This window comes from Streptomyces sp. JLBT605, assembly GCF_058215555.1.
In genome coordinates this window covers 6,996,110-7,019,288 of record NZ_CM177087.1, presented here as the reverse complement: position 1 = coordinate 7,019,288, position 23,179 = coordinate 6,996,110, and the positions used below count along the sequence as shown (strand labels likewise).

Below are 23,179 nucleotides of genomic sequence, written 5' to 3'. Positions count from 1 at the left end.
GGCAGGGGTCAGGCGGCGGGGCCCTGGGCCGCGGCGCGCTGGGCGCGCCGGGAGACCCGGCCTTCGCTCTGCTTCGGGGCGCCGCTGTCGGTGGCGGCGAAGCCCATCAGCTCGGCCACGTTGTCCACGAAGGCACGGATGGTCGGGAACTCCACGAAGGAGGTGGCGGGGACCGCGAAGTCGAGTTCCTCGCTGAGCTTGGCGACCACCTCGATGAGCACCAGGGAGTCCAGGCCGAGGTCGAACAGGCTGGTGTCCAGGGCGACCAGGTCGCGGCCGCCGAGGAACTTGCCGATCTCCTCGGCGAGGTGCTCGGTGATCAGGCGCCGGTTGTGGGACGGGTCCTGGGGGTCGAAGCGGTCGGCGAGCCGGTCGGTGGACGCGGCCTCGGGGGCGGAGGTGTGGGTGCCGGGCTCGACCCAGTGGCGGCGGCGTTCGAAGCGGTGGGTGGGCAGCGGGACCCGGCGGACGGCGCCGTCGGCGTGCAGGGCCTCGAAGTCGATGGCGGCGCCCCGCGTCCACAGCTGTCCGGCCAACGCCAGCAGGTGGGCGGGGCCGGCTTCCGCGCCGTCGTCGGGGGTCAGCGAGAAGGCGTACTGCCCCGCGTCGTCGAGCAGCCGGTCCAGGTCCGCGGGGGTGCCGGGAGTGCCGGTCCAGGCATCGGCGGTGGTGCTCTCGTCCTCGGTCATCCAGCGGCCGGTGCGCGGGGAGACCACGGGGATGCGCGGGGTCTGCCGGCGGCCGGTGCTGCGGCCCGCGGCGAGGGCGAGCGCGTCCGCGAGGGGCAGGGCTCCGGTGAGGGCGGCGGCGACGGCGGCCGCGGCGGTGGTGCCGTCGGGGGCCAGGCCGGCCGGTTCGGTGCCCCAGGCCAGCAGTGCGGAGGCGAGGGCGTAGCCGTGGACGAAATCCTGCTGGTCCGGGCCTGCTCCGGCCTCGGTGCAGGCGTCGGTGGCCTCCCGGTAGGCGGGCACCGCCTCGTACAGGTCGGTGCGGTCGGCCTCGTCGGCGCCGGAGCCGTCGATGAGAAGGACGGGCGCGGCGGGGGTGCCGGCGGCGGTGCCCCGGTGCAGGCGGTCCTCGTCGCCGAGGGCGAGAGCCATCGCGGCGTCCCGGGTGCTCTTGGCGACGAGGGCGAGGCGGTGGGCGTGGCTGCGGCGGCCCAGTGCGAGGGTGTGGGCGACCGCCCCGAGGTCGAGGTCGGAGTGGGTCTTCAGGTGCCGGGCGAGGGCGGCGCCGGCCTGCTTCAGGCCCTCCTCGGAGCGGGCTGAGAGCACGAGCAGCTCGCGGTCGTGGCCGCGGGGCGCGGCGGTGCGGGCGGGCGGCTCCTCCAGGACGACGTGGGCGTTGGTGCCGCCGATGCCGAAGGAGCTGACGCCGGCCCGGCGGGGGCCGTCGCCGACGGGCCACTTGATGGTCTCGGTGTTGACGTAGAACGGGCCCTTGTCGAAGTCGATCTCCGGGTTGGGCCGTTCGTAGTGGAGGCTGGGCACCAAGGTGGCGTGCTCCAGCATCAGCGCGGTCTTGATCAGGCCTGCCATGCCGGCGGCGGTGTCGAGGTGGCCGATGTTGGTCTTCACCGAGCCGAGGGCGCAGAACCCGGTCCGCTCGGTGCCCTGCCGGAAGGCCTGGGTGAGGGCGGCGACCTCGATGGGGTCGCCGAGCGGGGTGCCGGTGCCGTGCGCCTCGACGTAGCCGATGGTGTCGGGGTCGACGTCGGCGACCTCCTGGGCGTCGGCGATGACCTCGGCCTGCCCGGCGATGCTCGGGGCGGTGTAGCCGGTCTTGAGGGAGCCGTCGTTGTTGACGGCGGAGCCCTTGACCACGGCGTGGATCCAGTCGCCGTCGGCGATCGCCTCGGAGAGCCGCTTGAGGACGACCACGCCGGCGCCGCTGCCGATGACGGTGCCCTGGGCGCGGGCGTCGAAGGCGCGGCAGTGCCCGTCCGGGGAGAAGATCATGCCTTCCTGGTACTGGTAGCCCTGGTCCTTGGGAGCCAGGTGGACGGCGCCCACCAGGGCGATGTCGCACTCGCCGCCGAGCAGCGACAGGCAGGCGGTGTGGATGGCCACCAGGGAGGTGGAGCAGGCGGTGTTGATGCTGACGGCCGGGCCGCGCAGGTCGAGCTTGTAGGCGGCACGGGTGGCCAGGAAGTCCTTGTCGTTGGCGAGCATCAGCCGGTAGTGGTCGACGGAGCCGGCCGCCCGGTAGCGCTCGCCGAGGTTGTGCAGCAGGTAGGTGTTCATGCCGGCGCCGGCATACACGCCGATCCGTCCGTCGGTGCGCTGCGGGTCGTAGCCGGCGCGTTCCAGGGCCTCGTGGGCGCACTCCAGGAAGATCCGGTGCTGCGGATCGAGGATCTCGGCCTCGTCGTGGGTGAACTGGAACAGCTCGGAGTCGAACAGGTCGGTGCCGGGTATCGTCTGGCCGGCCTTGACGTAGCGGGGGTCGGCGAGGCGGTCGGCGGGCACGCCCGCGGCCAGCAACTCCTCGTCGGTGTAACGGGTGAGGGTCTCGCGGCCTTCGCGGAGCACTTCCCAGAACTTGTCGGCCGAGTCCGCGCCGGGGAAGCGGCAGGCCATGCCGATGATCGCGATGTCGGAGTCGGAAGCGGTCATGGTTGGTTCTCCCTGATGGGGTGCGCTCGTGATCCCGGGGCCCTTACGGGACGCCTGGTGACGGGGTCGGGGCGGGCCGGGACGGACGGGGGACGGCGGACGTCAGTTCAGTGGGATGCCGAGGTCGGCGGCGACCTCGCGCATCTCGAGGAAGCTGGCCGCGACGAACCGGGCGGCGTCCTCGGTCGCGTCCATCCGCTGGAACAGCTCGACCAGCTCCGCCTCGTGGTCCTGCCGGCTGCCCTCGCCCGCGGCGATCGCGAGGACCACCTTGCCCAGCCGCTCCTCCACCGCGGGCAGGTCGAGGGAGCGGGGGAACTTGATGCTGAAGGTGTTGCGGTCGTAGTCGGCGTTGCGCTTGACCGAGCGCACGTGACTGGCCGCGTTCAGCTTGTAGAACATGCAGTCGTAGTTCTTGAAGGAGTAGTAGTTCAGCAGCGGGAAGAGCGTGCAGTGCGTCTCCAGCGGCGAGGACTGGTAGAGGCCCTTGGCGCGCAGCTCCTCGACGATGCGGTCCGGGTCGTACTCGTGGCGGGTGGCGATGAACGGGAACACGATCTTCGGGAGGTTCTCGTCCTCGTCGAAGAGGAGGGCCTCGAGTTCCCCGCCGAACAGGGTGTCGGCGAGCCGTTCGCCGAAGGTCTTGTAGAAGCCGCGGACGACCTCGCGGACGTTGGACTCCATGGTGAGGATCTGCTGCGGGTCGGCGCAGAGCGCGATGTACGGGATCTTCCGGCGGTAGGCCATGAGGATGGCGCGGAGCACGAAGAAGGTGCGGCAGGAGACGCAGGGCAGCTTCTCGTCGAGGTACTTGCCGGGCTTCTTGGGGGCCTTGCGGGTGAACACCTCACGCATCATCAGCTTGATGTTGTCGTCGTCGGCGTCCAGCACGAAGGTGGCCGGGATCTTCTCCTTGGCCAGCGCGATGTTCTGCGCGGCGTGCACGCTCTCGAAGGGCACGTCGAAGGTGAAGGCCAGGACCCGCTTGCCGTACTCGTTGACGAACTTGTCCAGCATGTAGGTGCTGTCCTTGCCGCCGCTGTACATGAACAGGCAGTCGTACTCGCCGGACGCCGACGGTGCCTGCTGGAACTCGGCGAACACCTCACTGGTGTAGCGGTAGTTCGCCAGCAGGTCCTCGGCGAAGTCCATGGTGCACAGGTTGCACACCCCCTGGTCGTCGAGGACGACCCCCGGATGGTCGGCCTTGAGCGAGCAGACCGTGCACATGGACATGGTTCCCCCTGGGGTGTCTGACTTGGCGGTGGCGGGTGGTACGGAGACGGTGTCGGCGGTGCGGTGGCCGGGGCGGGCGGTCATGAGCGGCCCCGGCGGCGGCCGCGGCGCTGGGCGAGGGCGGTGGTGTCGCGGCCGCGCCGCCGCGGCGGGGCCGCGGCGTCCGCGGGTGTCCCGGCGGCCGGCCGGCCGGGGCCCACGGGCGGGTCCTGCGTGGCGGCCAGGTGTGCGGCCATGGCCCGGACGGTGGGGTGCCCGAACATGTCGAGACGGCTGACCGGCCGGCCGAGGCGCTCGCGGAGCAGGGCGGTCACGGTGGTGAGCCCCAGTGAGTCCCCGCCGAGATCGAAGAAGTTGTCCTCGGCGCCGACCCGGTCCAGGCCCAGCACCTCGCACCAGATCCCGGCGACGGAGCGTTCGGTGTCGGTGCGGGCGGCGCCGCCGCCCGCGATCCGGGCGGGCCCACCGGGCGCCGGCAGCGCCTTGCGGTCGATCTTCCCGTTCGGAGTGAGCGGCAGCCGGTCCAGGTGCGCGACGGTGGCGGGCACCATGTAGCCGGGCAGGCCGTGGGCGCGCAGCGCGGCGCGGATCTCCTCCTGGCCGGGCAGGCCGGTGCCGGTGACGTACCCGGTCAGCCTCCGCTCGCCGGGCCGGTCCTCGCGGACGACGGCGACCGCGGCGGTGACCCCGGCGACCGCGCGCAGCGCGGACTCGACCTCGCCCAGCTCGATCCGGTAGCCGTTGAGCTTGATCTGGCCGTCGATGCGTTCGAGGTATTCCAGCCGCCCGTCGGGCAGGTGGCGGACCAGGTCGCCGGTGCGGTAGGCGCGGCCGTGCCCGGCGGGGGCCGGCACGAACCGTTCGGCGGTCAGTTCGGGGCGGCCGAGGTAGCCGTCGGCGACGCCGTCCCCGGACAGGTAGAGCTCGCCGGGGACGCCGGGCGGGACCGGGCGGCCGCGCTCGTCCAGCACGTGGCAGTAGGTGTTGCCGATGGGGCGGCCGATGGTGACGGGCTCGCCGGGCAGCACCCGGTCGACGGTGGACCAGATGGTGGTCTCGGTCGGGCCGTACATGTTGTAGAGGGCGCCCACCCGCCCGGACAGCGCGGCGGCCAGTTCGCCGGGCAGCGGTTCGCCGCCGCACAGGGCGCGCAGGGCCGGGTCGCCGGGCCAGCCGGCGGCCAGCAGCATCTGCCAGGTGGTGGGGGTGGCCTGGAGGACGGTGGGGCCGGCCGCCTCGATCCGCTCGCGCAGCGCGAAGCCGTCGGCGGCGGTCTCGGCGGGCAGCACCTCGACCGTGCCGCCGCGCACCAGCGGCAGGTACAGCTCCAGTCCGGCGATGTCGAAGCAGACGGTGGTCAGCGCCAGCAGCGAGTCGCGGGAGCCGAAGCCGGGGCGGCGGGCCATCGTCCACAGGAAGTTGACCAGGGCCCGGTGGCCGACCTGGACGCCCTTGGGCAGGCCGGTGGAGCCGGAGGTGTAGATGACGTAGGCGGGGGCGTCGGGGTCGGAGCGGTCCAGCGGGGCGCCGGGCACGGTGCCGGGGAGCTCCGCCGGCTCCGCACCGGGGTCGGGCCCGTCGCCGGGGTCCGGGCCGCCGATCAGGACGGGGGTCGCCGGGACCTCGGGCAGCGTGGCGGCGAGCGTCTCGTCGGTCAGGACCAGGGCGGCGCCGGAGTCGGTGAGCATGTGGGCGATCCGGGCCGGCGGGTAGACCGGGTCGATCGGCACGTACGCGGCCCCGGTGCGCAGCACCGCGAGCAGGCCGGTGACCAGGTCGGCGCCGCGTTCCAGATAGACGCCGACCAGGGAGCCGGGTCCGGCGCCGAGCCGGGTCAGCCGGCGGGCCAGCAGGTCGACGGCCTGGTCCAGTTCGCCGTAGCCGATCTCGCGGCCGCGGTCGCGGACGGCGGGTGCGTCGGGGGCGGCACAGGCCAGGTCGGAGATCAGCTGGGTGACGGTCCGCTCGTACGGGTAGTCCTCGGCGGTGTCGTTCCAGCGGGCGTCCAGCAGCTCCCGCTCCTGGGGGGTGAGCAGGTCCAGGGCGGCGAACGGGAGGTCCGGCCGGTCGGCCGCGGAGTCCAGCAGCCGGGCGTAGTGCTCCGCGAGCCAGGCCTCGTGCCGGCCGGTGAGCCCGGGGCCGGAGGCGTGGAAGGAGACCGCGCCACCGGCGTCGACGGTCACCGTCAGCGCCCGGCCCTCGGGGGCTTCGCCGGGCGCGGGCCCGTCGGTGCCGGGCAGCAGGACGGCGATCGGCAGGGCGGCGGGCACGGCACCGGCCAGGGCCGGGTGGCGCAGCGTCAGGTCCCGCCGGTAGGGAACGCGGGAGGTGAGGGTGGCCGTGGCGTCACCGAGCAGATCGGCGAGTTCGGCCGGGGTGCGGTCGAGGAATCCCTCGGGCGCGCGCAGCGGGACCTCCGCGGCGAGCAGTCCGCGGGCCGCGGCGGCCGGTGCGGGGACGGGCAGGGCCACGTCCCGTTCGCCGTCGCGGGCCAGGCGGGCGAGGAAGCCCAGCACTCCGGCGAGGGCGAGCCGCTCCGGGGCCGTGCCGGTGGCGGCGGCGCGCAGGGCCTCGGGCAGGGCGACCGGCCCGGTGGGATGGGGTGGGTGGCTCAGGTCGCCGAACCGCGGCGGCAGCAGCGGTTCCAGCGCGGTGAGCGAGCGCAGCCAGCGGCCTTCCTGGCGGTGCGCGGCGCGGGAGGCGGCCGCCAGGGCTTCGGTCTCCTCCTCGGTCAGCAGCGGCAGCCGGTCCCGCCCTTCACCGTCCGCGGCAGGGGCGGTGGTGACAGCGGCCGGGACGAGGGGCTCGCCGGTCAGCGCGGTGAGCGCGGTGAGGGTGACGTCCTCGTCGGCGGTGGCCACGGTGAGGCCGTCGGGGCCGGCTGCGACCACCGTGCCGGGGGCGGCCTGGGAGGGGCGACCGGTGCGTGCCAGGCCTCGGACGGCCGCGAACTCCCCGCCGTCCAGGGCCAGCAGGGCGGTGCCGAAGTCGTTGCGGCGGCGGCCGAAGTCGGTGGCCCGGACCAGCGCGTCGAGCTCGGCGGCGGGGCGCCGCCAGTCGAGCACGCCGGCTCGCGGTGGACCGTCGTACTTGCCGTGGTAGGTGCGCAGGGCCAGGTCCTGCGGGGTGCGGACCTCGGTGCCCGCGGCGAGTTCGTCGACGAGTTCGGTGAAGGATTCGATCCCGGCGTCGAAGCAGGCGAGGTCCAGGCTGTGCGCGGTCTCCGCCGGGCCGACCGGGACCGGCCGCTGCTTGAGCAGGTCGCCGGTGTCGGCTTCGCGGTTCATCACGTGCCAGGTGACGCCGTGCTCGGTGTCGCCCTCCAGGACGGCCCAGCTGGTCGCGAAGAGGCCGGCGTGCCGGGGCAGCGGGCCGTCGTGGAAGTTCACCGGGAGCCGGGCGGGCAGGGCGAGGATCTCCTCCGGCAGCATCCGCAGGTTGGCGATGCTGAACAGGTAGTCGAACCGCAGCCGGGCGAGGTGCTCGGCGAGGTCCGGCCCGAAGGGCAGGACGGTCATCCCCTCGCCCTCGGCCCAGGCGCGCAGCCCGGCGTCCGGGGAGACCAGGGCCGCCACGGTGTGCCCGCGGGCGAGCAGCACCTTGGTGCACTCGGCGAGGAGGGCCTCCTCGCCGATCACCACGCAGCTGAAGGTGTGCCGGTCGTTCATCGGGTGCCTCCCTCGGACTCACCGGTGCGGCCGAGGAGTTCGCCGAGGAGCTCCTCGACGGCCGCGTCGGACAGGCCGGCCACCAGCTCCTCCGCGGCGCCCGCGGGCCCGGCGGGGGCCGGTGTCACCGGTGCCGGTGCCGCGGGTGCGGGCGGCTCCGGGGCCGCGGCCGCGGGGGCGGCGGCCGGAGACGCGGTGCGGGTGAAGTGCTCGGCGAGCTGCCGGATGGTGATCCGCTCGAAGAGCAGAGTCGCCGGCTGCGGCCCGTACACGGCCTCGAGTTTGCGGGTCAGGTCCAGCACCACGAGGGAGTCCACTCCGTAGTTCTCGAAGGTGAGGTCGGGGTCCAGTTGTTCGGGGGTCATCTCCAGCACCCGGGCGAACACGGCCGTCACCTGCTCCAGGTCGTCCGCCGCGGCCGGGGCCGGGGTCTGGGCGGCCTGGGACCGGGCCGGGGTGCCGGTCGGGGCCTGGACCTGGGCCGGGGTGCCGGCCGGGGTCGCCGGGCGGCGGGTCGGCACCAGGCCGTCGCTGACGGCGGCGATCACGCTCTGGAAGGCCGGTCCGGCGGCGGTCGCGGGCGATCCGGTGGTGATGGCGTGGAACCCGCACGCGCCGAGGACGTCCCGCCACTGCGACTCGGCGGCCAGCGGGGAGCCGGGCATGCGCTGCGCCGGGTCGGTGAACAGCCACCAGCCCGCGGTCAGGCCGAAGATGAGCGCCAGCTGGTGTTGCGGGCGGGTGCCCTCGGTCAGCAGCAGGACGCCTCCGGTGCGCAGCAGCCGCTTGGTCTCGCCCAGGGTGTGGGCCAGGTCGCGGGTGGCGTGGAAGACGTTGGTGCCGAACACCACGTCGTAGCCGCCGGGCACGATGCCGGGGCCGGCCGTGTCGACCGCCTCGATGTCCAGGGCCTCGAACCGGGCGAAGGGGTACGCGGCGCCGAACCGGCCGCGGCCCTTGCGGACGAAGGTCGGGGAGACGTCGGTGAACACGTACTCCACCCGGTCCCCGTAGGGGGCGAGGGCGGCGAGCACGCCGGCGCTGGTACCGCCGGTGCCGGAGCCGACCTCCAGGACGCGGACCGGGGTGCCGGGGGCGGCGGCCAGCCGGGCCTCGACCTGATCGGTGACGAGGCGGGCCACCTCGGCGTTGCAGCGGTCGGTGACCGGGTCGCCGCGGTAGACGGCGGCGACGCGCTCGGCGGAGCCGTCGGGGAAGAGCACCTCCATGGCGCCGAGCCGGCCGGTGAGCACCTCGGGCAGGGCGGCCAGGCAGTCCCGCAGCAGCGAGGCGACCGGGGCGATGCCGGGCCGGCGGGCGATCAACTCGTCCAGTTCGCGGGCGGGTACCGCCTCCTGCTCCGGGCGGCGGCCGCCGGGCCGCAGTCCGGCCTCCCCGCCGCCGTCCGGGGCCGGGGCGCGGTCCAGGTAGCCGGCGTCGGCGAGGATGCCGAGCTGGACCCGGAACAGGTCGCCGTGCTCGGGTACCACCCCGAGCAGGTCGGCGAGTTCGCCGGACCGGTAGGGCTGCCCGGGCCGGCCGGCGCCGGTGTCGAGGAGCTTGAACAGTCCGGCCCGGTCCAGAGCGGCGGCGAGCAGGCGGTGTGCCAGCTCCTCCGCCTCGGCCACCGCCTGCTGATGGGCGAGGAGTTCGGCGTCCCCGTCCGGCCCGGCGGCGAAGCGGAGCTCGGGCAGGGCGGCGGGTCCGGCCGGGTCGCCGGGGGCCAGGGCGAGGGTGCGGTCCGGGACGACGCCCAGGTTGTCGAGGATGTGCCGGTCGGCGTCCACGGCGAGCAGCTGGGGCAGCGGGGAGCCGAGGGCCCGTTCGACGAGGGCCATGCCCCGCTCCGCGGTGAACGGCCGGATCCCGGCCGCCTCGAAGCGGGCCAGCACCCGCTCGCGCTCCGCGTCGCCGCCGGCGTGCCAGTAGCCCAGGTTGAGCACCCGGACCGGGAAGGGCAGGGTACGAGCGGCGTGCAGGGCGTAGGCGTCGGCGAAGGTGCATCCGGCCGCGTACCCGGCCTGCCCGTGGTTGCCCTCGAAGGCCACCCCGGAGGAGTAGAACAGCACGAAGTCCAGGGGTTCTTGGGCGACGGCGTGCAGCAGGCCCGCGGTGGTGGCGGTCTTGGAGCTCAGGGCGGCCCGCAGCTCGGTCTCGTCAAGCTCCCGGACGACCTGGTTGACCAGCACCATCGCGGCGTTGATCACGCCGTGCAGGGCGCCGAACTCGCGCTTGGCGACGGCCACCGCCTCGGCCAGGGCGGCCGGGTCGGTGGCGTCCAGGGCCAGGTAGCGCACCTGGGCGCCGTCGGCCTCCAGCCCGTCGACGACCGCGCGGCGGGCCGCGTCCAGCGGAGACCGGCCGACGATGACCAGCTTGGCGCCGTAGGCGGTGGCCAGGTGGCGGCAGGTGTCCCGGCCGACCGCGCCGAGCCCGCCGATGACGAGGTAGACCCCGCCGGGCCGGAACCGGGTGGCGGTGCCGGGCAGTTCGACGCGTTCCAGGACGCGGACCCGGCGTACGCCGCCCCGCAGGGAGACGGCGGTGGTGCGGGCCGGGAACGGCTCGGCGGCGATCTGCGGTACCGCGGCGGCGGCCTCGTCGGCGCGCACGTCGACCAGGGCGACCTTCAGCGTCGGGTACTCCTTGGCGACCACGGTGGCCAGGCCGGCGATCCCCGCGGACCAGGGGTCGGAGTGGTCGCCGGGCTCCAGCGGGTGGACGCCGGCGGTGACCACCTTCAGCCGCAGCTCCCGCTCCAGCAGGCCGTTCCGGTCCAGGGCGCGGACCAGCCGGTAGAGGGAGACCGGCCCCCGGTCGGTGGCGGCGCTCAGGGCTTCGGCCGGGTCCTCCATGGCCGCGCCGGTACCGGTGCCGAGGAAGTAGACCAGGTCGGGGGCGTCCGGGCCGGTCAGGACCCGGTCGAGGTCGGCGTCGGCGAGGCCGCCGGGGCCGCTCTCCAGGAAGGCCGGGCGGGCGTCCCGGTGGATCCGGGCCAGGCCCGCGGCCGGCTCGCTGTCCGGGCCGGCGCCCACGATCAGGACCCGGCGGGCCGGGCCGGCGGCGTCCTCGGCGGCCCGGGGCGTCCAGGCCGGCCGGAAGGCGGTCATCGACGGGGCCTTGGCCTCGCGGTAGGCCAGCCCGGTGAACCGGACCCGGACCTCGCCGGTGTCGTCGAGCAGCAGCACCTCGCAGAGGTCGGTGCCGGTCTCCCGGACGTAGGACCAGCCGGTCTCCGGCACCGGGCCGAAGACGTCGACGCGGTCGGCGGCGAAGGGCAGCACCGGCCGGGCCCGGTCGCCGCGGCGGCGGGCCAGCAGGGCGGCGTAGGTGTGCAGGGCGGCGTCCAGGACGCCGGGGTGCAGCGGGTGGCCGGGGTCCGCCCCAGGGCCCGCGATGCCGGCGGTCTCGGGGCTCTCGGGGCTTGCGCCGAGTCGGCCGAGTACCTCGTCCTCGCCCGTCCAGACCTGCTCGACGCGGCGGTAGAACGGCCCGTACGGCAGGCCCTGGCCCTGGAGCAGGGCGTAGAAGGCATCCCGGTCGGGGCCGGCGGTCAGCCGGGCGCGCAGGGCGGCGGGGTCGAGCGGGGCGGGGGCGGGCGCGGCCTCGGTGATCCGGCCGGCGGAGCGGAGGGTGTCGTCGCCGCCGAGCACCTCGTACCCGTCGGCCCCGGTGGCGCCGAAGCGGACGGCGGCCGGCTCCTCGGCGCCGGTCACGGCGAGCGGTGCGACCCAGCGGACGTCGGCGAAGGCCCGGCCGGCCGGAGTGCCGCCGGCGGCCTCGGCGACCAGGTCGAGGTGGCCGACGCCGGGCAGCACCGGGCGGCCGTCCACGGTGTGGTCGCGGAGCACCGGCGCGGCGGCCGTGAGGGTGCGGCGCCACACCCGGCCGTGCTCCGCCTCGGCGGGCGCGGCGGCCGGGGTGCCGGCGGTGGTGCCGGCGGCGGGAGTGCCGAGGGCGATCCAGTGCGGTACCCGCTCGAAGGGGTAGGTGGGCAGCGGCACCCGGCGCCGGGCGGCGGGCCGCAGCCGGTGCACCAGGTCCCAGTCCACGGTGATGCCGGAGACCCAGAGCCGGCCCAGCATGTCGTCCTGGCCGGCCAGGACCTGGGCGGCCAGGAACTCCGAGCCGCCGGCCTGGCCGTCGAGCAGGCCGGCCAGCATCGGGTGCTGCCGGACCTGGCCGCGGTGCAGCCACTGGCCCTGCTCGCCGCGGCCGGCGGCGGTCAGCCGGGCCGCCGCCTCGGCGAGGTCGGCGGCGACGAACGCCAGCCGCTCGGCCATCGGTTCGCGGCCGACGCGCAGGGTGTGGGCGATGTCGGCGAGCCGGACCGGGGCGGTACCGCCGGCTTCCCGCCCGGTCCTTCCGGCCTGCTCGGCGAGGCCGGTCAGGTACCGGCCGAGTTCGGCGGCGTACGCGGTCAGGCGGCGCTCGTCGCGGGCGGAGACCACGATCAGCTCGGGCGACGGGGCGGCCCCGGCCGGGGCGTCCTGACCGGCGGGCTCGGGCTCCAGGTACTCCTCCAGGATCACATGGGCGTTGGTGCCGCCCGCGCCGAAGGAGCTGACGGCGGCACGGCGTGGCAGCGGGCTGCCGTCGGCGGCCACCGGCCTCGGCCAGGGCGCGGTCTCCCGCTGCACGGTGAACGGCGAGCTTTCGAAGTCGATGACCGGGTTGAGCCGTTCGGTGTGCAGGGTGGGCAGCAGGGTGCCGTGGCGCAGCTGGAGCACGGCCTTGGTGAGCCCGGCGATGCCCGCCGCGCCTTCCAGGTGGCCGATCGCGGACTTCACCGAACCCAGCGCGCAGAAGCCGGTGTCGGCGGTGTGCGCGCGGTAGGCCTGGGCCAGCGCGGTGTGTTCGATGGGGTCGCCGAGGGTGGTGCCGGTGCCGTGCGCCTCCAGGACGCCGATGCTGCGGGCGCTGATGCCGGCGGCGGCCAGTGCCTGCTCGACCAGGGCCTGCTGGGCGTGCGGGTTGGGCACGGTGTAGCCGCTGGTGCGGCCGCCGTGGTTGACGGCGGTGGAGCGGATCACGGCGTGCACGGTGTCGCCGTCGCGGACCGCTTCGGAGATCCGCTTGAGCAGCACCGCGCCGACGCCCTCGCCGGGCACGTAGCCGCTGCCGTCGGCGCCGAAGGCCCGGCAGCGGCCGTCGGTGGAGAGCATGGTCTTAGCGCTGAGGTGGACGTACTTGTCCGGGTGGACGGCGACGTTCACGCCGCCGGCGAGCGCGTAGCCGCACTCGCCGCGGCGGATGGACTCGACGGCCTGGTGCACGGCGACCAGGGAGGCCGAGCAGGCGGTGTCGATGACGACGCTGGGGCCGCGGAAGTCCCCGAAGTAGGAGACCTGGTTGGCGATGGAGGAGCGGTTGGCGAGCACCGTCTGGTGGTTGCCGCGGGCTGACTCGGTGGCCGCGAGGACGGCGTAGTCGTCCCACATCACGCCGACGAACACGCCGACGTCATGGCCCTGGCCGCCGAACCGGGGCGCGGGGATCCGGGACGGCGGGTAGCCGGCGTTCTCCAGCGCCGACCAGGCGGTCTCCAGGAACAGCCGCTCCTGCGGGTCCATGGTGCGGGCCTGCGCCGGGGAGATCTGGAAGAACAGCGAGTCGAAGCCGGCCACGTCGTCCAGGAAGCCGCCCCACCGGCTGTAGCTGCGGCCGGGCGCGGACGGGTCCGGGTCGAACAGGGCGTCGGCGTCCCAGCGGTCGGCGGGGACCTCGGTGACGCAGTCCCGGCCGTCGCTGAGGTTGCGCCAGAAGGCTTCCAGGTCCGGGGCCTTGGGGTAGCGGCCGCTGATGCCGATGACGGCGATGGGCTCGTCGGCGTCGGGGCCGGCCGGGGCGGGTACGGCGGCGGGCGCCGCGGGCGCGGCGGTCGCCCGGTCGGGGGCGGCGGTGGCCGGTGCGGGTGCCGGGACACCGGCGGCTGGGGCGGTAGAAACCGGGGCGGTGGCCGGGGCGGGGAACTTCTCGGCGACGGCCTGCGGGTGCTCGGCCAGGATGTGGTCGGCGAGCTCCTCGACCGTGCGGTATTCGAAGAACACGGTGCCGCGCAGGCCGGGGAAGTCCTTGCCGAGCAGGGTGTTGGACTCCATCACCAGGACCGAGTCCAGGCCGTAGTCGTCCAGCGCGACCCGGCTGTCGAGCCGGTCCGCGGGCAGTTTCAGGACCCCGGAGAGCACCTCGGACAGATGGGCCACCAGTCGCGGCCGCACCGCGGGCGCGGCCGGCCCCTGCACCGGGACGGCGGGGGTGTTCGCCGCAAGCGCCGGGCTGTGCGCCGGGGTGCCGGTCACGGTGTCCGCGGCTGCGGGGGCCGCGGGGGCCAGGGCCGCGTCCAGGGCCGCGGCCTCGCCCCAGGCGGGGACCAGCCAGGGCGCCGGGACCGCGAAGGAGCCGGCGAACGCCGCCAGGCCCTGCTCGCCGTCGAGCGGTGCCATCCCGCTGCGCCGGGTGTACGCGGCGAGTTCGCCCTCGCGCACCAGGCCGTCCACTCCCCCGGCCGCCCACAGCGGCCAGGCCAGCGAGAGGCTGCGGCCGTGCCGGTGCCCCTGGGCGGCCCAGGAGTCGCGGAGCACGGTGTACAGGTCGGCGAAGCGGTTCGCCGTGGCGTAGCCGGCCGCGCCGAAGTCGCCGAGCAGCGAGGAGACGGAGGAGAACACCACGAACAGGTCGAGGGCGTCGTCCCGGGTCAGCTCGTCGAGGTGGACCAGGCCGCGGGTCTTGGCCGCGAGCACCCGGGCGAACCGGTCGCGGTCGCCATCGGTGGCGCGGCCGTCGTCGGCGGTGCCGGCCAGGTGGAACACCCCGTGCAGGGCGCCGAACCGCTCCCGGGCGGCGGCCACGGCGGTGCCGAGGGCCTCCGGGTCCGTCACGTCGGCGCGCAGCGCGAGGACCTCGGCGCCGAGGCCGGTCAGCGACCGGTGCCAGGCGGCGGTCCCGGCGTCGGGCGCCGAGCGGCCGAGCAGGACGAGCCGGGCCCGGCAGGTGCGGGCGAGGTGCTCGGCGAGCAGCCGGCCGATCGCCCCGTTGCCGCCGGTGAGGAGGTAGACGCCCTGTTCGCGCAACGGGGCGCCCGCCGCGGTGGCGCTGGTGACCGGACCGGCGGCGGCCGGGTCGGCGGGGCGCAGGGCGCGCACCTCGCGGCCGCCGTCGGCGGTACGGCGTACCTCCAGCCCGGCGGCGCGCGGGGCGGCGGTCAGCTCGGCGGCGATGGCGGCGGCCCGCTCGGCCGGGGCGAGGGCCTCGGGCAGGCCGAGGGTGAGGAGTTCGAAGCGAGCGGTGAGCGGGCCGGTGGACAGGCCGAAGCCGGCCAGGGCGGCGAGTTCGGGCCGGTCGGAGGCGCCGTCCTGCGGGTGGGCGAGGAGGACGCGGATCCGGCCGGTCAGGGTGGAGGCGGCGGTGGCGTCGAGCAGGTCGAGCACCTCGGAGCAGAGGGCGGCGAGCTGGTCGGGTGCGGTGCCGGAGCCGTCGGGGCGGACCGCGGCGGGCCGGGCGAGGCCGTGCACCAGGGCGATGTCCAGGCCGTGTCCGTCGGCCAGGCCGGTCGGAGTCGCGGTCTCCGCCCCGGCGGGCAGGGACAGCACGCGCTGCCAGGCGCCGGTGGCGGCCAGGGCGGCCTCCAGCTCGGGGTCGGCTCCGCCGAGCAGGACGAGGGTGCCGGGCCGTCCGGTGGGGTCCGCGGCGGCGGGCGCGGCGGCGGGGCGCCAGTACGGCGCGTAGAAGCGCGCCGAGCCGTCCCCGGCCTCATCGGTGGCACCGTTGGCAGGAGCCTCCGGGGTGCCGACAGCCGGGGTGGCGGTGGCTGGCCCAGCCTGCGGGGCGGGGGCCCCGGGGGCGCGGCCCGCGAAGTCCTCGACGCGGGCCAGGACCTGGCCCCGCTCGTCGTGGACGGTGACCTCGAAGCGGCGGACGCCGGCGGCCTCGGCGGTCAGCCGGGCGTGCGCCCAGCAGGTGGCGGGCAGCGGGGCGTACGCCTCCAGGGATCCCAGGCTGAAGGGAACGTCGAGGCCGCCCGGGCGCGGTGGCTCGGTGCGGCCCGCCCAGTGGCAGGCCCGCAGGGCGCCGTCGAGCAGCGACGGGGGCAGCTCGGTCGCCGGGGTCCCGGCCGGGGCGGTCAGCCGCAGCAGGGCCTCGCCGGGGCCGGTGCGGACCTCGTCGACGACCTGGAAGGAGGGGCCGTAGGCGAAGCCGGCGGCGGTGTAGTCGGCGTAGACCGCTGCCCGGTCGCGGACCGGGGCGAGCCGGGCGCGCAGAGCGGCGAGGTCGGCGGCGGGCGGCCCGTCCGCGCGCGCCGGGGCGGCGACGCCGCGGGCATGGGTGGTGCGGCCGGCCTCGCCGGTGCCGCTGAAGACCTCGAAGGCCAGCCGGCCGCCATCGGCCCGGAAGGACACGTACAGCGCCAGTTCCGCGGCGCCGTCGGGGAGTTCCACGGCGCGGCCCCAGACCACCTCGCGCAGCGCGTGCCGGACGCCCGGTTCGGCGAGCGCGGCGGCGGCCCGGACGAACTCCAGCACGGCGGTGCCCGCGAGCAGCGGCCGGCCCTCGATCACGTGGTCGCGGAGGAGGGTGTCGTCCGCGCGCAGGGTGCGACGGAAGCGGGTCTCGGCGACGGTGGACTCGTTGGCGTCGACCAGCGGGTGCAGGGGGGCGGCGACCGTGCCGGCGGACAGGTCGGGCCGGGTGTCGGCGTGCAGCGGGATCCAGTACCGCTCGGCGGCGAACGGGTAGAGCGGGGCGCGGACCCGGCGCGGGGCGGGCCCGGGCCGGGCGGCCTGCTCGGCGGCCCAGTCCACCTCGGCGCCGGCCGTCCAGCGGCGGGCGGTGTCGGCGAGCTCGCCGCCCTGCGCGGGCAGTTCGGGCAGTGGGCCGCCCTCGGCGTACCGGCGCAGCGCGGTGGCGATCTCCGCGCCCTCGGTGGTGAGGACGGCGAGCCGCACCTCCATGGCTTCCCGGCCGGTGCGGGTGGTGTAGCAGAGGTCGGCGAGCGGGACCCGCTCGGTCTCCAGGAAGCGGGCGGCACGGCCGGCGTAGGCGCGCAGCCGCTCCTCGTCGCGGGCGGAGAGCAGGAACAGCACCGGCTCCCCGGTGCGCTGCGCGGCGGCGGGCACCTCGGCGGCCGGGGCCGGCTCGGGCGCCTCGCGCAGCACCAGGTGCGCGTTGGTGCCGCCGGCGCCGAAGGAACTGAGGCCGGCCAGCCGTGGGTTGTCGCCGGCCGGCCAGGGCTCGGCGGTGCGCTGCACCCGGAACGGCGAGCGCTCGAAGTCGATGTTGGGGTTGGGTTCCTCGGCGTGCAGCGAGGGCGCCAGGGTGCCGTGGTTGAACTGGAGCAGCACCTTGGTCAGTCCGGCCATGCCGGCGGCGGACTCCAGGTGTCCGACGTTGGTCTTGACCGAGCCGATCGGCCAGTGGCCGGGGGCGGCGCCGGCGGAGCGGTAGGCGGCGGTGAGGCCGGTCAGCTCGATCGGGTCGCCGAGGGAGGTGCCGGTGCCGTGCGCCTCGATGTAGCCGATGTCCGCCGGTCCGGCGCCGGCCTGCGCGAGGGCGTCGGTGATGGCCCGCGCCTGGGCGTGCGGGCTGGGCACGGTGTAGCCGTTGGTGCGGCCGCCGTGGTTGACGGCGCTGCCGAGGATGACGCCGTGGATGCGGTCGCCGTCGGCCAGGGCCTGCCGGTAGGGCTTGAGCAGGACGGCTCCGACACCCTCGCCGGGCACGTAGCCGTCGCCGCCGGCGCCGAAGGCGCGGCAGCGGCCGTCGGAGGAGAGGAACCGGCCCTGGCTGAGGAAGGCGTACTTGTACGGGTGCACCGAGACGTTGACGCCGCCCGCGATCGCCAGTTCGCTCTCGCCGCGGCGCAGGCTCTCGCAGGCCAGGTGGATGGCGGTGAGCGAGGAGGAGCACATGGTGTCCAGCGCCAGGCTGGGGCCGGTCAGGCCGAGGACGTGGCTGACCCGGTTGGCGATGGTGGCGAAGGAGGACCCGGTGAGCGGGCCGCCGCCGCGCAGCATGTCCGCGGCGCCGTGGAACTGGTATTCGCCGTACATCACGCCGACGTAGACGCCGACGGGCGATCCGGTCAGGTCGGCGCGGCGGTAGCCGGCGTCCTCCAGGACGTGCCAGGCGTTCTGCAGGAACAGCCGCTCCTGCGGGTCCATCACTTCGGCCTGGCGCGGGGAGATGCCGAAGAACAGCGGGTCGAAGCGGTCCACGTCGCGCAGGAAGCCGCCCCAGCGGGTGTGCGCGGTGCCGGGGTTGGCCGGGTCGGGGTGGTACCAGCGGTCGCGGTCCCAGCGGTCTTCGGGGATCTCGGTGATGCAGTCGCGGCCGTCGAGGAGGTTGGTCCAGAACTCGTCGAGGTCGTCGGCGAGGGGGTAGCGGCCGGCCAGGCCGATGACGGCGATGGCCTGATCGTCCACGGTGGTGCGGTGCTCGGCGGTGTGCGGTCCGGCGGCGGCCTCGGACCGGCGGGCGGTGCGGCGGGGGCGGCGGGCGGTGCGGGGGCCGGCGGGTGCGGCGGGCCGGGCCGCGGCCGGGGCCGCGCCGTCTCCGGCCGGGGTGGCGCCCTCCGTGCCGGCGGTGAGTTCGGCCGGGTGGTGGGCGGCGAAGTAGCCGGCGAGTTCGCCGAGGGTTGCGTACTCGAAGAACAGGGTCTTGGACAGGCCGGGGATCCGGCGGTCCAGCTCGCGGTTGAGCCTGGTGATCATCAGCGAGTCGATGCCGTACCGGTCGAACGGGGCGTCCTCGGCGAGTCCGGCGGGCTCCAGGCCGGTCTCGGCGGCGATCAGCTCGCGCAGCATGGCGACGGCGGCCGTGTGCAGGCCGGCCTCGTCGGCCGGGGCGGTGGTCGCCGCGGCGGGGACGGTGGCTTCGGCGGGGGCGCCCAGCACGGCGGTGATCAGGGCGGTGTCGCCGTGCGCGGCGACGACCGCGCCCGGGGTGCCGAGGGCCTGCTCCAGCAGGTCCAGGCCGATCGCGGTGGGCAGGACGCCGAAGCCGGTCCGGGTGGCGATCGCGGCGGCCGCCTCGGCGGTCTGGCGCATGCCGCCGTCGGCCCACATCGGCCAGGCGATGGCGGTCATCCGGCCGTGCCGTTCGGCGTACGCCTCCAGGTAGGCGTTGGCGTACGCGTAGTCGGCCTGTCCGGCGCTGCCGATGTGCGCGGCGATGGAGGAGAAGGAGACGAAGAAGTCCAGCGGGTCCGCGGCGGTGGCCTCGGCGAGGGCGCGCAGGCCGGCCGTCTTGGGGGCGAGGACGGCGGCCAGTTCCTCGCCGGTCTTGGTGAGGGCGAAGGAGTCGCGCAGCACGCCGGCGGCGTGCACGACGCCGTGGAGGGGCCCGTGCTCGGCGCGGATCTCCGCGAGGGCGGCGGTGAGCCCTGCGGCGTCGGAGACGTCGGCGCGGCGGTAGGAGACCCGCTCGGTGTCGAGTCCGCCGAGCCGGCCGTCCGGCAGCTCGGAGCGGGCGAGCAGCACCACCCGGGCGCCGGCGGAGCGGCCGGTGATCCATTCGGCGACGGCCAGCCCCAGGCCGCCGGCGCCTCCGGTGACCAGATAGAGGCCGTCCTCCCGGATGGCGGGCGGCCTGCCCGTGGCGGACTCCTCGGCGGCATCGGGCGTACCGGCGGCCGCGGTGGCCTGCGCGGCGGGCAGGTAGGCGGGGACGCGGCGGCCGGTGCCGGTGTGGGTGACCTCCAGGTCGCGGCCGTCGCCGGCGAGTTCGGCGGTCAGCGCGGCCGCCTCGTCGGCGTCCTCGGCCAGGCCCACGGCCTGGAGGGCGAGCAGCGGGTTCTCGGTGCGCACGGTGCGGGCGAAGGCGCCCAGCGCGGCGAACTCGGGGCGGGCGCCGTCGGCGTCGTGCCGGTGGACCAGCAGCACCCGGACGGGTGCGGCGGGGCGGCGGGCCAGGAGCTGCTGGACCAGCTCCAGGGCCTGGTCGGGTGAGGGTTCGTCGGCCAGCAGGAGCTGCGGCAGCTCCGCCGGGAGGGCGTCGCCGGGCGCGACGGCGGTGACGGACCCGGCGCCAAGGCCGGCCGCGACGGCGGTGAGCGCGGTACGCCGGTCCGGGTCCGCGGCGAGCACGGCCACGGCGCGCGGGGCGGCGGGGTCATCGGCGGCGGGGGCGGGCGAGGCGGGGGCCTCGCTCCAGCGGCGGACCAGCAGGGCGGACTCCACGGCCGGGCCGGTGGCGTCGGCCGGCTCCGCGAGCACCCGGACGGTGAGGTCGGTGAGCCGGACCAGGGTCCGGCCGTCGGAGTCGAGCAGCGCGACCTGCGCGGTGGCGGAGCGCTCGCCGGTCCGGTCGGTGGTGACGTGCGCCCAGCAGGAGCCGGTGACCGGGGCGTGCACGGCCAGCTCGCCGAGGGCGACCGGCAGGAAGCCGCGGGCGGCGTCCCCGTAGGTACGGGCGAGCAGCACGACCAGGGCGTGCAGGGCACCGTCGAGCAGGGCCGGGTTGAGCACCGCGCCGTCCAGGGCGGCGCCCTCGGGGAGTTCCAGCATGGCGAGGGCCTCGCCCTCGCCGAGGGCGGTCTCGGCCAGGGCCCGCATCCGGGGCCCGTAGTCCAGGCCGAGGTCGCGCAGCAGGGTGTAGCAGTCCTGGTGCGCAACGGCCTCGGGGCAGCGGTCGGCGGCGGCGTCGAGGTCGAACGGGGCCTCCGCGGCGGGGGCGCCGGGCAGGATGCGGCCGGTGGCGTACACCAGGTCCTCGTCGGCGACCTCGAACGCGGCGGCGCCGGGCGCGCTTCCCCCGTCGTCCCCGTCGGCGCCGGCGGTCTCCTGATCGTCCTGCCAGAGGGAGACCAGGGCCTCACGCGGGCCGTCCGCGTAGGAGAGCAGCTGTTCGAAGGAGACGTCGGCGGCCCGGACCGGGCCGCCGAGGGCCAGTTCGCCGGCGGCGCGGGCGAGTTCCAGGTAGCCGACGGCGGGCATGACCGGGGCACCGGCCACCCGGTGGTCGGCGAGGTAGAACTCCTCACCGGTCCGGTGGCTGCGCCAGGCCAGGGTGTCCAGGGTGGAGACGTTCTCGTCGAGGAGCGGGTGCGGACCGGTGCCGGTCCCCGGGCGCTGCCCGTCCTCGGGCGTCGCGGCGGAGGCGGAACCGGCGGGGCCGGTCATCCAGCAGCGGCGGCCCTCGAAGGGGTAGGTGGGCAGCGGCACCCGGCCGCGCTCCTCGTCGGCGAACCACGCCGTCCAGTCGACGTCGGCACCCGCCTGCCAGGCGCGGGCCACGGCCTGCCAGGGACCGTCGGAGACTCCGAGGACCAGGCCGCGGGCTTCGTCCTGGGCGCCGCGCAGGGGGATGGCGGAGCCGCCGCGGGCGGCGGGCAGGGCGGGGGCGGGGCCGTCGAGGCGGGCGGCGCCCTCGGCAAGCGGCAGGGCGCCGGTGACGCAGGCGGCCACCCGGGCGGCGAGGCCGTCGCCGTGGACGGCGGCGGGGCTCAGCCCCCAGTCGAGCCAGAGCCGGCCGAGCGCGTAACTCAGGGCGAATACCTGCCCGCGTTCGCCCTGGCCGTCGGCGCCGGCGGCCAGGGCCTCGGCGTGGTGGGCGGCGAAGGCGGGTTCGGCGGCGGCCCAGGCGGCGGCGAGTTCCGCGGCGCCGGGCACGTGCTCGGCGAAGACGAAGGAGACCTCCCCGGCGGCCGGGCGGTCGGGGACGGTCGTGGCGCGCAGCGACTCGGCGAGGGCGGCGCGGTCGGTGCCGTGGACGGCGAGCCGGTACTCGTGGACACGCCGGCCGACGGCGAGGGTCCAGGCGGTGTCGGCGAGGGAGGTGCCGGTCTCCGTCTCCAGGTGGTCCGCGAGCCGGTCGGCGGCGGTGCGCAGGGCGGTGGCGGTACGGGCGGACAGCACCAGGACCTGGCCGGGGCGGGAGTCGCCGGTGGTGGCGGCGGCCGGGGCCTCCTCCAGGACGGCGTGGGCGTTGGTGCCGCCGATGCCGAAGGAGCTGACGCCGGCGCGCAGCGGGCCCTCGCCGGTCCAGGGGCGGGTCTCGGTGCTGACGGTGAAGGGGCCGGCCGCGAAGTCGATGGCGGGGTTGGGGCTGCGGAAGTTCAGGGTGGGCACCAGGGTGCGGTGCCGCATCATCAGGGCGGTCTTGATGACGCCGGCGACACCGGCGGCGGCATCGAGGTGGCCGAGGTTGGACTTGACCGAGCCGATGGCGCAGAAGCCGGTGTCGGCGGTGCCGGAGCGGAAGGCGCGGGTGAGGGCGGAGACTTCGACGGGGTCGCCGAGCCGGGTGGCGGTGCCGTGCGCCTCGACGTAGCCGATGGAGCGCGGGTGGATCCCGGAGACGGCGTGTGCCTCGCGGATGACGGCGGTCTGTCCGGCGGCGCTGGGGGCGGCGTAACTGACCTTGTCGGAGCCGTCGTTGTTGGTGGCGGTGCCCTTGATGACGGCGTGGATGGTGTCGCGGTCGGCGATGGCGTCGCGCAGCGGCTTCAGCACGAGGACGCCGACGCCGTTGCCGAGGACCGTGCCGCCGGCGTCGGCGTCGAAGGTGCGGACGTGCCCGTCCGGGGAGAGGATCGCGCCCTCTTCGTAGAGGTAGCCCTTCTCCTGGGGCAGTTTGACGGTGACGCCGCCGGCCAGGGCCATGTCGCACTCGCCGTTGATCAGGCCCTGGCAGGCCAGGTGGATGGCGACGAGGGAGGTGGAGCAGGCCGTCTGGACGGTGTAGGCGGGGCCCTTGAGGTCGAGCTTGTAGGCCAGGCGGGTGGCGAGGAAGTCCTTGTCGTTGCCGACCATCACGGCGAAGTGGTTGGAGGTGGTGGTCTGGTCGACGTGCGGGAGGACCTGCTGCTGGAGATAGGTGTTGATCGCGGCGCCGGCGTAGACGCTGATCAGGCCGTCGAACCGGGCGGGGTCGTAGCCGGCGTTCTCCAGCGCGGCATGTCCGGCGGTCAGCAGGATCCGGTGCTGCGGGTCGGTGAACTCGGCCTCGGTGGGGGTGTATTCGAAGTAGCCGGTGTCGAAGAGGTCGACGTCGGGGATGATGCCGTGGGCCGGTACGAACTCGGAGTGGTCGAGCAACTCGGCGGGGACGCCCGCGGCGGCCAGTTCCTCGCGGGTGAACCTGGTGATGCCCTCGCGGCCCTCGCTCAGCAGCCGCCAGAAGGACTCAAGGTCGTCCGCGCCGGGGAAACGCCCGGCCATGCCGATGATGGCCACATCCGTGTCGCGCACCATCGGACCCTCGGGGCTGCTCACTCGACCGACTCTCCCTTTCATTGCACCTGACAGCCTGGGCCGCAGGCGGACCGCTGATGATGGAATCCGGTACCGGCCCGCCGGTCGCGCGTGAATCCCGCACGGGCCCCGCACTGGCTGTGGAATTCTGCCGCCGGGCGTACGGCGGGCCGGAAACCTCGGAGTCACAGAGGGAAACTCCGGGTTGAATCCAGGGATACTCGAAGAACACCTGCCGGATGAATTCCGAGGAGGTTCCGAGTGTGGGAGGAATCCCTGGTGGTTACACCGATCCGGAGATTGCGGGGTTATCCGCTTCCGGCAAAACGCTCCGCTTCACGTTGATCCCCCGCATACCCGCCGGCGTGAATGCCGGACCCGTCCCCGTGACCCGGGTCCCTACCAGGCACCCGCCGCCGAATCGCCTTCTCACTCGGCTGGTTGGAGCCTAGAGGAGTGATCGACGGGG

The 23,179-nt window shown here is 75.7% G+C and carries 4 protein-coding genes; all 4 read right to left on the bottom strand.

The window, feature by feature from the left end:
- Positions 1-8 precede the first annotated feature (8 nt).
- The 4 genes from AC4BDD_RS30435 to AC4BDD_RS30420 all read right to left on the bottom strand — a co-directional run bounded on the left by AC4BDD_RS30435 (position 9) and on the right by AC4BDD_RS30420 (position 22,731).
- Positions 9-2,615, bottom strand: coding sequence for a type I polyketide synthase (locus AC4BDD_RS30435; protein WP_490688702.1), 2,607 nt, complete (start codon positions 2,613-2,615; stop codon positions 9-11).
- A gap of 102 nt (positions 2,616-2,717) precedes the next feature.
- Entirely contained in the window at positions 2,718-3,935 is a 1,218-nt protein-coding gene (locus AC4BDD_RS30430; protein ID WP_490688701.1) for an adenine nucleotide alpha hydrolase family protein, read from the bottom strand.
- Positions 3,932-7,519: an amino acid adenylation domain-containing protein gene (locus AC4BDD_RS30425; protein WP_490688700.1), complete on the bottom strand. Its 3,588-nt coding sequence runs from the start codon at positions 7,517-7,519 to the stop codon at positions 3,932-3,934. The genes AC4BDD_RS30430 and AC4BDD_RS30425 overlap by 4 nt, the downstream gene beginning before the upstream one ends.
- On the bottom strand, positions 7,516-22,731 hold the full coding sequence (locus AC4BDD_RS30420; RefSeq protein ID WP_490688699.1) for an SDR family NAD(P)-dependent oxidoreductase: 15,216 nt from the start codon (positions 22,729-22,731) through the stop codon (positions 7,516-7,518). The genes AC4BDD_RS30425 and AC4BDD_RS30420 overlap by 4 nt, the downstream gene beginning before the upstream one ends.
- Positions 22,732-23,179: the final 448 nt, after the last annotated feature.